We start from the raw sequence: 12038 nt of genomic DNA on the forward strand, positions 1-12038 counted from the left end.
CTCCTGTTTTTTTGACTGCATGTTCTTCACTAGATCATCAGGGCAAAGGTTCCGGCCCAGACTAAAACAATCACCGAAATGCCCATAAAGAAATATTTCACGTTTCATCGCTCCGCGTATCTTGTGGTACGCATTTAAAAACAGAGTCCACCTGATTATAGAGAACTGAAATCCGGTCAAAGCGGAAATGAGAATTTTCCCGTTTCGCCGCTGACTCCAGCTCAGAATTCTGTGCTTTCCTGTTGCCAGACGGCGCTAATGTACGCCTAAAAATGAGGGGTGACAAGAGGGATTTTTTTAAATAATTTCCGTCACTTACGAGTGTCGTGGAACGGCGACAGTTTGATTTCGCATCGCAATAAATTCACTTTGGGCGACGCAATGAAAAACGGTTTCTTAACGGATGACAGGTGATTGAAAAGGTTAGTTTCTTAGCGAAACTAACCTTTCTGAAGAGCTTAAATATAGAGCGAGGCTTCGCCAATAGGGCGGGTTTTGAAACGACGATGCATCCACAGATACTGCTCTGGCGCACGCATGATTTCAGTTTCGATGACTTTATTGATAAACGCCGCGGCTTCGCACTCGTTTTCAGGATAGTTAGCCATCTCAGGAGAGATGTGCAGACGATAGCCTGATTTATCTGCTTTTCTCACCATCGTCACGGTCAGCATGGAAGCGCCCGACAAACGAGAAATGACAAAGGTGCCGTTGGTCGTCGCAACATCTTTAACCGCAAAGAAAGGCGCAAAGCTGCTGCCTTTACGTCCATAATCCTGATCGGGGGCAAACCAGACGGCTTCACCTTTCTTCAGAGCCCCGACCATACCGCGCAGGTTATTACGGCTGATCATCGCCTTATTCGAACGCATGCGGCCACGCGTTTGTACCCACTCCATCAGCGGACTGTTGTGCGGTCGATAGGTCGCCATCATTGGCTGGCACAGGCCCATCACGCGACCACCCAGTTCCAGCGACATAAAGTGAACGCCGACGACCATCACGCCGCGTTTTTGCATCTGTGCGCGTTTAAGGTTATCCAGCCCTTCCACGTCAAACCACTTGCGGACGCGCTCATCCGGCCAGAACCAGGCCATGCCGGTTTCAAGCAGCGCCATGCCGATAGACTTGAAGTTTTCAGCGATGAGTTTCTCGCGCTCTTCGGCATTGTAATGCGGAAAGCAAAGCTCAATATTTTTACGCGCGATGGATTCGCGGCGTTTCAGGAAGAAGCGGGAAGCGCTGCCCAGTTTCGACCCCAGCAAACGCAGGACAGGGTACGGAAGTTGAACCAGCAGCCAGAGAACGCCAAGACCAAACCATGTAAACCAGTAACGCGGGTGTAAAAACGCGCGTTGAAATTTGGATTGAGACAAAATAGTAAAACCTATGTGAAGCCTGTAAAGGTAGCGCAGAGTTTGCGATACGACGTGCCGATAAGACCGTTCTTCAAGGTGATGGTTGCAGGCTTTACCGAACTTTACGGCGTTGCCTGGCCACTGCTGATTTGGGCGGGCGGCGTAATGTAGCACCGTTATACGATATGTGCTATTACTCGTTTTTGATTAAAAAAGCGGCAGTTAAGGAGGTGCTTGATTTTACAGATTTTATAGAAAGTCGCATTGAAAGCGTTTTTCCTGACTGAGCGGAGAGCAGAAGCCCTGGCGATCGGATGGAAGACGTAACGAAAAAGAATGGCATTGTTGAGTTACGGCAAATTAATTATTTCTCGTTTATTTCTTCCTTACCTAATAAATAAGAATTTTCTTTGTGAAAAATCTTATTTATTATTCATATCCTCAATGGAATAGTCGTCTTTTATCACCCACTTTTCTCTTCTTTTAATCGTACTGCAATAAAATATTGCAGTTCTTTCTTGTTTTTTGACATAGTGCCGTGATGCAAATCAAAATAAGATGTTTTTATTAATATCTCTCTGGCTGCAATCCCTTCGGCGATACAAATATTCGATTTGTGAGAAAAGAGTAGTTTCTTTTTCTGAGTTGATTGAGCAATTTGCGATAATGTCTTAGAGGAAAATTCTTAAGAAAATTCTTGTATCGGATAAATGATCTGTGTATTTGATTTTGTTCCGATCATTATTCTATTATTGCGCATCAAGAACGATACCGTGAAGTTGGCATAGCAAAACAAAGAGGGATGATTAGATGGCTGACAGTTTTCAGAACGAGGTGCCTAAGGCACGTATTAACCTGAAGCTTGACCTGCATACTGGCGGAGCAAGCAAGAAAATGGAATTACCCTTGAAATTGCTTGTTACGGGTGATTTCAGCAACGGGCAGGAATCTGCGACAATATCTGAGCGTGAAAAGATTAACATCACCAAAAATAATTTTGATAGCGTTCTTTCCGAATATTCCCCAAAAGTTAACCTGGCCGTAAAAAATACACTGTCTGACGATGGTGGTGAAGACAACATTCAGCTGACTTTCCAGAGCATGAAAGATTTCACGCCAGAGCAGGTGGCTGCCCAAATTCCGCAGCTGAAGGCGATGCTGGCGATGCGCAACTTGCTTCGCGATCTCAAAGCTAACCTGTTGGATAACCAGACTTTCCGAAAAGAGCTGGAAAAAATCGTTGTTGACCAGTCGCTTAGTGCTGAGTTGCGAAATGAACTGTCCGCACTGGCTTCAAAACAACCTTAACCATCTTGCTGTTTTAACGGATTAATCAAGGAATGCTCATGTCTGTACAAAATAATATTGCTGGCGGGGAAAGCGTGGTGCTGGAACGTCCTGCTGTGGGTGGTGTATACGCCTCACTGTTTGAGAAAATCAATCTGAATCCTGTCTCCGAGCTGAGTGCGCTGGACATCTGGCAAGATGCACAGGCGATGTCCGATGCGACCGCTGACGAGCGTCTGACCGCGGGTATGCAGGTCTTTCTGGAATGCCTGACCAAGGCAGGCTCGAAAGTCGAAAAACTGGATAAAAGCCTGATCGATCACCACATCGCTGAGCTCGATTACCAGATAAGCCGCCAGCTCGATGCCGTTATGCACCATGAAGAGTTTCAGGCGGTTGAGAGCCTGTGGCGAGGCGTGAAGTCGCTGGTTGATAAAACGGATTTTCGCCAGAACGTGAAAATTGAGCTTCTGAGCATGTCTAAAGAAGAGCTGCGCCAGGACTTTGAAGACAGCCCGGAAATCATCCAGAGTGGCCTGTATAAACACGCCTATATTGATGAATATGATACCCCAGGCGGCGAGCCGATTGCGGCGCTGATTTCCGCTTATGAGTTCGATGCTTCAGCACAGGATGTCGCTCTGCTGCGCAACATCTCAAAAGTATCCGCAGCTGCACATATGCCGTTTATCGGCTCAGCAGGCCCGAAATTCTTCCTCAAGGAGTCAATGGAAGACGTCGCTGCGATTAAAGATATTGGCAACTATTTTGATCGCGCCGAGTACATCAAGTGGAAATCGTTCCGCGATACGGACGACGCTCGCTACATCGGTCTGGTGATGCCCCGCGTACTGGGACGTTTACCGTATGGCCCGGATACCGTTCCGGTTCGCAGCTTCAACTATGTCGAAGAAGTTAAAGGTCCGGATCACGACAAATACCTGTGGACGAATGCGTCGTTTGCCTTCGCGTCCAACATGGTGCGTAGCTTTATCAATAATGGCTGGTGTGTACAGATCCGTGGCCCGCAGGCCGGCGGTGCGGTTCAGGACCTGCCTATCCATCTGTATGACCTGGGTACCGGCAATCAGGTAAAAATCCCGAGTGAAGTGATGATCCCTGAAACGCGTGAATTCGAATTCGCGAATCTGGGCTTTATTCCGTTGTCCTACTACAAAAACCGCGACTACGCCTGCTTCTTCTCAGCCAACTCCGCCCAGAAACCGGCGCTGTATGACACCGCTGATGCGACCGCCAACAGCCGCATCAACGCGCGTCTGCCGTACATCTTCCTGCTGTCGCGTATCGCCCACTACCTGAAGCTGATTCAACGCGAGAACATCGGTACCACCAAGGATCGTCGACTGCTGGAACTGGAGCTGAACACCTGGGTCCGCACTCTGGTGACCGAAATGACCGATCCGGGCGACGAGCTTCAGGCATCTCATCCACTGCGTGATGCAAAAGTGGTGGTGGAAGATATTGAAGATAACCCGGGCTTCTTCCGCGTGAAACTGTATGCGATTCCGCACTTCCAGGTGGAAGGGATGGACGTCAACCTGTCGCTGGTTTCCCAGATGCCAAAAGCGAAATCGTAATAACAGGCAGGAAGCCGATGAAAACGGAACAACCGTTATGGGGTAGGGGCATTATGGTCGCTCCCCAGCATTTTCAGCAACAGGTCGCGTATGCGGCCTGGTCTGCCGAGTGTATTGCCCGGCTGGGCCTCTCCTGCCCGTGGGGGGTAATAAATGCTACCTTCGAGCCGGAAGCGCTCAGGCTTGGACGTCTTCAGGCCCGTCATCTGCATGTCCGTTTTCAGGACGGTACGCTGATTGATACAGACAATGCTGATTCGCTGCCACCGGTACTGTCGCTTGAAAGCGAATCGCAGGAGGTGACGGTGGTGCTGGCGCTCCCGCTACTGCGGGCGAACGGCGGCAACTGCCTGAAACCCGATGAGGTGGCCGAGCGTCCGGTGCGATATCGTCAGCGCTGGCGGGATGTACGCAATACCTTTGGGGAAGACACTCGTCAGATTGCCGTGATGCAGCCTGAACTGACGCTGCGTTTTGCCCATCAGAACAACAGCGATTATCTGACTTGTCCGGTCACCCGCCTGCAGCAAGACTCGCAGGGTACATGGCTATTGGATGAAACATTTCTTCCTCCGCTGTTGACCCTCCAGGGCAGCCGTTGGCTGGTTACCCAACTGGAACAACTACTGACACAACTGCGGGCGCGACTGTGCCGTCTGATGGCAATGCGGCGTGAAAGCAATGAGCGCATGGCTGATTTCGCCGTGGCAGATGTATCACTGTTCTGGCTGCTCAACGCGCTGAACAGTGCCGAGCCCGTGCTGGGTCAGTTCCAGCGTAATCTTCAAAGCCCACCGGAACGTCTGTATCCGGAACTTTCTCGCCTTGCGGGGAGCCTGCTGACCTTTTCCCTGGAACATCAGGTGAGCGCCATACCGGCCTGGCATCACGAGCAACTCAATGCGGTATTTCCACCGCTGTTTGATTTGCTTGGCGATCTGCTTGAAGCCAGCCTGCCGTCACGCGTGGTGGCCCTGGCACTCGACTATGACCCACGGCTGCACTTCTGGCAGGCTCGCCTGCATGACCCGCGTCTGCGCGAAGGGGCTGATTACTATCTTTCTGTGCGCTCACCGATTCCGGTGGCGCAACTGCAGGAGCAGTTTCCGCGCCAGTGTAAGGTGGGCAGCCCTGACCATGTGCGGGGGATCGTCAACTCTTCCCGCGTGGGCGTGCCGCTGACGCCGCTGCGCCATGTGCCAGCCGCCATTCCACTGCGCCTGGAAAATCAGTATTTCAGTCTCGATCTCTCCCATCCTCTGGCGACTGAAATGCTCCAGAGTGGGACATGTATGTTTTACGTCCCGGGCATGCTCGGCGAGCCTGAACTTGAACTCTTTGCGGTATTGAGAACATGAGTGAACGTAAACACGGCGCTGTCGTGTCTGTTGATATTGACGCACTGCTGCAGGATACCTGGCTTCAGGTCATCAGCCTTCGCTATGGCCCGCAGTTTCAGGAAGGCGAAGGTCGGATCTTGTGGGAACGCTGTATCGCTGATGTGGAACGCGTTCAGCGTGAACTGAAAGCGAGCGAACTCGATGAAGCCAGCTGTAAGCATATCCTCACTGCACAATGTGCATTGCTTGATGAGGCGGTCAAAGGGCGCGGTGTAGAGGATGATGCCTGTGTGCAGTGGTATGACATTCCTCTGCAGGGACACTTCCTCGGCACAATGGACGCGGGTGACACTTTATGTGACAGGATGCGCGATGTGCTGCGTGAACCTGCTCCAGATAATGCCGTACTGACCTGCTTCCAGCGGGTAATGATGCTCGGATTCCTGGGAAACTTTCGTGCGCTAAACGATCCGGAACGCCAGAAGCTGGTCAGCGCACTCAACGAGCGCGTTACACCGTTCAGCTACCCGCAGACCCATCCCGTTCTGGCAGAGAGCCGCAGCGGACGGGGAGCGGGAGGCTGGCTGGCGTCATGGCCCGCGCGTATCGGCCTGAGCGTGATTGTTCTTGCCGCACTCTGGTGGGGACTGGATCGCTGGCTCGATCAGATGCTGCTGACCCTGTTGCCGGGAGTCGTAAAATGAGTCCTGTACAACAGCGCGGGCTTGCGCTGTGGGCTGCCCTGCTGAGTGCTGTGGTCTGCCTGGCTTTTCTGCCGTTATCCCGGCTGGCTTCAGTGCTCGTTCTGCTGGCGATGATCGGGGTTATCGTCGCGTTCTGGTATATCGCCAGACCTCGTGCGGAGCATGACGTCAACCTGCGTCTGGATGACCTTCCTGAAACTACTTACCGTCAACCTGTGGTGCTGGTTTGTGGCGATATGCCTTTGACCTGGCCGCAGCAGTCACCAGTACTGATCGTTACGCAGGGATGCTGGATCCGCGTTGAGGACCATCAGGATCTGGAGCAGGTTGCCCGTCAGATTCTGTGGCAGCGCCCGGACTGGGGGCGTCAGCTGTCGGTGATGGTCAGTGTCTGCCCGCAGAAACATGTCGACAGCGAAGCCCTGACAAGTCGTCTGCTGGCTCTGCGCTGGCAAATCAGCCAGTTGCGTAAAGAAACGGGACAGTCTGTGCCACTCATTCTGAATGGTCAGATTGGCAGCGCGATGACGGATGACATGCTCTGGCAGGCCGCTATTCCGGGTGAAGGGTGGACTGTCTGGCGTGAGTCGAATGCGCCTTGTTCGATCGCCGCGTGGGTCACCACTGGCGGTGCGCCTGTGATGCAGCAGCAGGTGCTGATGAACAGCCTGATGAGCTGGTTCCATCAGCATGTCCAGGCGGTATTCATCGATGAGAATCCTGATGTTCCGGTCATTGCACCTGCAGCGCTGCTGTGGGGAATGGGACCGATTCTTGCCGGAAGCCTTGCGTCCTCTGCCTGGACGGCATGGTTATCGCGTCATACTGCCATGCAGCAGGTAGCCGGCTGGCAACCGGTAGGGACGGACAGCACGGTGATATCACCCTTCCCGGATTTCATCCTGCCGCTGTTACCGGAAGGAAGTGGACTTACTCCCCGCGCCCGCACCTGGCGCTGTGCCCTTGGTCTTTTCACCCTGGCGGCCATCGCCGCGCTGCTGAGCAGTGGCTGGAACAATCGCCAGTTGCTGCATCGCGTGAGCTTCGATATAGCCCGTTACGACAGTCTCTCCATGGATGACTACGGCCCGAAAGCTGGCGCCGTTGCGGCCCTTCGTGAGAATGCGGCGCTGCTGGATGACTATGCACGTAACGGTGTACCGATCCGGCTGGGCCTCGGGCTTTATCAGGGGGAACGTCTACGGATACCCCTACTGGAAGCGATCCGCTCGTATATGCCGCCGCCTCCTAAACCGCAGCCAACCCCAAAACCAGTACCGAAAATAGTGAGGCTCGACAGCATGTCGCTGTTCGATTCCGGCAAGTACGTGCTGAAAGCGGGTTCCACCAGGATGCTGGTGAATTCACTGGTTGGCATCAAAGCGAAACCGGGCTGGCTGATTGTCGTGTCTGGGCATACCGATAACACCGGCAATCCGCAACTTAACCAGACGCTGTCTCTGAAACGAGCCGAAGCGGTACGCAACTGGATGCGGGACACGGGCGACGTGCCCGAAAGCTGTTTTGCGGTGCAGGGCTATGGCGAAAGCCGTCCTGTCGCAACCAACGACACCCTGGAAGGGCGTGCGCTCAACCGCCGTGTCGAAATCAGTCTGGTACCGCAGGCGAATGCCTGTCAGATACCCGGCAAACACCCGGCGCCATCGCAGGATGATGGCGTCTCAGAAAATAAAACGGAGTAATTAACATGGCAATTCCTGTTTATCTTTGGCTGAAGGACGACGGCGGCGCGGACATCAAAGGGTCTGTTGACGTTCAGGATCGTGAAGGCAGCATCGAAGTGGTTGCACAGGAGCATAACCTGTACATCCCGACCGACAACAACACCGGCAAGCTGACTGGCACCCGCATCCACACGCCGTTCCTGTTCACGAAGGAAATCGATTCCTCCAGCCCGTACCTGTACAAGGCGGTGACCACCGGTCAGACCCTGAAATCCGCTGAGTTCAAGTGGTACAAAATCAACGACGCGGGCCAGGAAGTGGAGTACTTCAACACCAAACTGGAAAACGTGAAGGTAGTGAAGGTGAATCCTGAAATGTATGACATCAAGGATCCTTCTAAAGAGAAGCACAACCACCTTGAACGCGTTGAACTGCGTTACGAAAAAATCACCTGGACCTACAAAGACGGCAACATCATTCATTCCGATTCCTGGAACGAACGCGCCACGGCGTAATCCTGATGCGGGCAGGTTTTCCTGTCCGCAGTTTTTTGCTGAGTGCCTGAGATGCGGGCACTCAGCAAAGAAAAAACAATCTGCCTGCCTGACCTTATGCGCTTTGGTGAACAGCGAGGGGCGGTAGCGTGTCCAGGAACCGACAAAGAGAGAATCTCATGGAAAATCCAGCCATCCTGTTACGTCGTCTGAACCCTTACTGTGCCCGAGCGATGGAAGGCGCAGCTTCGCTCTGTCAGACCCGTGCCCATGCCGAAATTCTGCCGGAGCACTGGCTGCTGAAGCTGCTGGAGCAAGGGGAAGGTGACCTGACGGTGCTGGCGCGTCGCTATGAATGGGATATGGATGGCATCTGGCAGGATTTACTTGGCTGGCTCGACAGACAACCTCGCTCTGTGCGCCATCGGCCCCAGCTCTCTGATGACATCCAGACTCTGATGCAGCAAGCCTGGCTACTTGCCTCACTCAATGGCGAAGAGCACATTCGCAGCATCCATCTGCTGATGGCCCTGGTGGAAAAACCAAAACTGGCACGTTGTGACGGCCTTTGGCCGTTGTTAACGCTTGCTCAGAGCCAGCTGGAGCGCCTGCGACCGTTGCTGGATGCGCAATCGGATGAACGTCCGGAAATGCAGCGCGAAGCCGAGCTGGCACAGAACCACGGTGGTGAGGTGGAGTTTGTCGGGCGTCCGGCTGGTGTGGAAATGAAAGAAGGGGAACTGAGCCCTGCGCTGCAGAACACGCTGGATAAATTCACCCTCGATGTCACCGCCAAAGCGAAGGAAGGGAAGATCGATCCGGTGTTTGGCCGTGACACAGAAATCCGTCAGATGGTGGATATCCTCTCCCGTCGCCGCAAAAACAACCCGATCCTGGTCGGCGAGCCGGGCGTGGGGAAAACCGCACTGGTTGAAGGTCTGGCATTGCGTATTGCCGAGGGTAATGTGCCTGAATCACTGAAAACGGTCACTCTGCGTACCCTTGACCTGGGCCTGCTGCAGGCCGGTGCAGGCGTGAAAGGCGAGTTCGAACAGCGGCTGAAAAACGTTATCGATGCGGTGCAGCAATCCCCGTCCCCGGTCCTGCTATTTATTGATGAAGCGCATACCATCATCGGCGCGGGCAACCAGGCGGGGGGCGCCGATGCAGCGAACCTTCTGAAACCGGCGCTGGCGCGTGGTGAACTGCGTACCATTGCGGCCACTACCTGGAGCGAGTACAAGCAGTACTTCGAACGCGACGCGGCCCTGGAGCGTCGTTTCCAGATGGTAAAAGTCGATGAGCCTGACGATGACACCGCCTGCCTGATGCTCCGTGGTTTGAAATCCCGCTACGCCGAGCACCATCACGTGCACATTACCGACGATGCGGTGCGCGCTGCTGTTACGCTTTCCCGCCGCTATCTGACGGGCCGTCAGCTGCCGGACAAGGCGGTTGATCTGCTCGACACCGCCGCAGCGCGCGTCCGGATGAGCCTCGACACGGTACCGGAACAGCTGACCTGCATTCGCTCGCAGATTACCTCTCTTGAAATGGAGAAGCAGGCGCTGCTGGAAGATATTGCTGTCGGCAATCAGGGCCATGGTGAACGCCTGATCGTCATTGAGCAGGAAGAGAACGCTCTTATCGTTGCTCTCGACGAGCTTGTAACGCAGTACGGGCAGGAACTGAAACTCACCGAACAACTGCTGGAAAGCCGTCAGGACATCTCCCGTCAAAGCGAGACGCACGCGCTGCAGCAGGAACTGAACGGCATGCAGCACAGCAATCCGCTGCTCTCTCTGGATGTTGACGTACGCACCGTTGCCAACGTGATTGCTGACTGGACAGGCGTTCCGCTGTCATCGCTGATGAAAGATGAGCAGACCGAACTGCTGACCCTGGAAAATGAAATGGGTAAACGTGTGGTCGGGCAGGATGTGGCGCTCGAGGCCATCGCCCAGCGTCTGCGTGCGGCAAAAACGGGGCTCACCTCCGAGAATGGCCCGCAGGGCGTGTTTCTGCTGGTGGGACCGAGCGGGGTGGGAAAAACCGAAACCGCGCTTGCGCTGGCCGATGTCATGTACGGCGGTGAAAAGTCACTCATTACGATTAACCTCTCCGAATACCAGGAGCCGCATACGGTTTCCCAGCTGAAGGGTTCCCCTCCGGGCTACGTCGGTTATGGCCAGGGCGGCATTCTCACCGAAGCAGTGCGCAAGCGACCGTACAGCGTGGTGCTGCTCGATGAAGTGGAAAAAGCCCACCGCGACGTGATGAACCTGTTCTATCAGGTCTTTGACCGCGGCTTTATGCGCGACGGCGAAGGACGTGAAATCGACTTCCGTAACACCGTCATTCTGATGACCTCTAATCTTGGCAGCGACCACCTGATGCAGCTGCTTGACGAACAGCCGGAGGCCAGCGAAGGCGATCTCCACGAGCTGCTGCGTCCGATACTGCGCGATCACTTCCAGCCGGCGCTGCTGGCCCGCTTCCAGACCGTGATTTACCGTCCTCTGGCGGAAGCAGCCATGCGTACCATCGTGGAAATGAAGCTGTTACAGGTCAGCAAGCGCCTGCATCGACACTACGGCCTGACCACGCATATTGATGAGAGCCTGTATGACGCGCTGACCGCCGCCTGCCTGCTGCCGGACACCGGCGCGCGCAACGTCGACAGCCTGCTCAACCAGCAGATTCTGCCGGTGCTGAGTCAGCAACTGCTGACCCACATGGCCGCGAAACTGAAACCACAGTCATTACGCTTTAGCTGGAGTGAGGAAGAGGGGATCGGGCTGGAATTTGATGTGAAACAGGGAGTGGACGCATGAGTAATAATCCTCCATTAAGATACAGCCATAACCACCACCTGCTGGCGGTGAAGGGATGTGAAGCAGAACTCGATGTGCTGGCGTTTGAAGGCGATGAGGCCCTGAGCACGCCGTTCCGCTATCGTATTGAATTCACCAGCATTGACCACGCTATCGCCAGAGAGGCGATGCTGATGAAGCCCTGTTCGCTGACGCTGCAGGCCCCGGTAGACCAGGGTTACGGCATTAAAGTGCAGCAGGCCGTGCGCACCCTTCAGGGCGTGGTGACCGGTTTTGAACGCCTCAGCACGTCAAAAGATGAAACCCGCTACGCCCTGACGCTCCGGCCACGTCTGGCGCTGCTCGACCGCTCGCACCAGAACGCCATTTACCAGGACATGTCGGTTCCGCAAATCGTGGAAAAAATCCTGCGCGAGCGCCACGGTATGCGCGGTCAGGATTTTCTGTTCTCGCTGTCAAAAGAATACCCGCGCCGTGAACAGGTGATGCAGTACGGTGAGGACGACCTGCACTTTATCACCCGCCTGCTGGGTGAGGTCGGCATCTGGTTTCGCTTCACCACCGACACGCGCCTCAACATTGACGTGGTGGAGTTTTACGACAGCCAGCAGGGGTATGAAAAAGGGCTGACGCTGCCGTCGGTACCGCCATCGGGCCAGCATTCAAAAGGCGTGGATTCAGTCTGGGGGATGGAATGCCATCACAACGTGGTGCAGAAGCAGGTCAGCACCCGGGACT

10 protein-coding genes are annotated in these 12038 nt (G+C 54.5%); 8 read left to right on the plus strand and 2 right to left on the minus strand.

What is annotated here, in order from left to right:
• Window positions 1-29: 29 nt before the first annotated feature.
• Together ypdK and lpxP are read right to left on the minus strand one after the other, a co-directional pair.
• A complete protein-coding gene (gene ypdK / locus HMPREF3143_RS25700) occupies window positions 30-101 on the minus strand; it encodes a membrane protein YpdK (RefSeq protein ID WP_099458937.1) in 72 nt (23 codons plus the stop codon).
• A 357-nt stretch (window positions 102-458) separates the two neighbouring features.
• Complete coding sequence (gene lpxP, locus HMPREF3143_RS14685; protein WP_025912768.1) at window positions 459-1379, minus strand: kdo(2)-lipid IV(A) palmitoleoyltransferase; 921 nt, start codon at window positions 1377-1379, stop codon at window positions 459-461.
• Between the two features lie 789 nt (window positions 1380-2168).
• On the opposite strand from lpxP, the gene tssB reads away from it, so the two are divergent.
• From tssB to HMPREF3143_RS26315, 8 genes are all read left to right on the plus strand, one after another.
• The gene (gene tssB / locus HMPREF3143_RS14690; protein WP_008501580.1) at window positions 2169-2666 is read left to right on the plus strand and encodes a type VI secretion system contractile sheath small subunit; all 498 of its coding nucleotides are present in this window, start codon (window positions 2169-2171) and stop codon (window positions 2664-2666) included.
• 32 nt (window positions 2667-2698) lie between these two features.
• Window positions 2699-4243 carry a type VI secretion system contractile sheath large subunit gene (tssC, locus tag HMPREF3143_RS14695; RefSeq protein WP_032635313.1) on the plus strand — a complete coding sequence of 515 codons (1545 nt, stop codon included), beginning with the start codon at window positions 2699-2701 and terminating at the stop codon, window positions 4241-4243.
• A gap of 17 nt (window positions 4244-4260) precedes the next feature.
• A complete protein-coding gene (gene tssK, locus HMPREF3143_RS14700) occupies window positions 4261-5601 on the plus strand; it encodes a type VI secretion system baseplate subunit TssK (protein ID WP_025912766.1) in 1341 nt (446 codons plus the stop codon).
• Window positions 5598-6287, plus strand: coding sequence for a type VI secretion system protein TssL, short form (gene tssL / locus HMPREF3143_RS14705; protein ID WP_025912765.1), 690 nt, complete (start codon window positions 5598-5600; stop codon window positions 6285-6287). Before tssK ends, tssL begins: the two co-directional genes overlap by 4 nt.
• Window positions 6284-7990, plus strand: coding sequence for an OmpA family protein (locus HMPREF3143_RS14710; protein WP_070533491.1), 1707 nt, complete (start codon window positions 6284-6286; stop codon window positions 7988-7990). The genes tssL and HMPREF3143_RS14710 overlap by 4 nt, the downstream gene beginning before the upstream one ends.
• Before the next feature lie 5 nt (window positions 7991-7995).
• Window positions 7996-8487, plus strand: a complete 492-nt coding sequence (hcp, locus tag HMPREF3143_RS14715) for a type VI secretion system effector Hcp (RefSeq protein ID WP_023325816.1) — start codon at window positions 7996-7998, stop codon at window positions 8485-8487.
• Window positions 8488-8645: 158 nt separating this feature from the next.
• Window positions 8646-11300, plus strand: coding sequence for a type VI secretion system ATPase TssH (gene tssH / locus HMPREF3143_RS14720; RefSeq protein ID WP_070533493.1), 2655 nt, complete (start codon window positions 8646-8648; stop codon window positions 11298-11300).
• The coding region (locus HMPREF3143_RS26315) for a type VI secretion system Vgr family protein (RefSeq protein WP_254668435.1) at window positions 11297-12038 on the plus strand (742 nt) is incomplete at its 3' end. The genes tssH and HMPREF3143_RS26315, both read left to right, overlap by 4 nt.

This window comes from Enterobacter sp. HMSC16D10, from assembly GCF_001807145.1.
In the GTDB taxonomy this organism is placed as follows: Bacteria; Pseudomonadota; Gammaproteobacteria; order Enterobacterales; family Enterobacteriaceae; genus Enterobacter; species Enterobacter roggenkampii.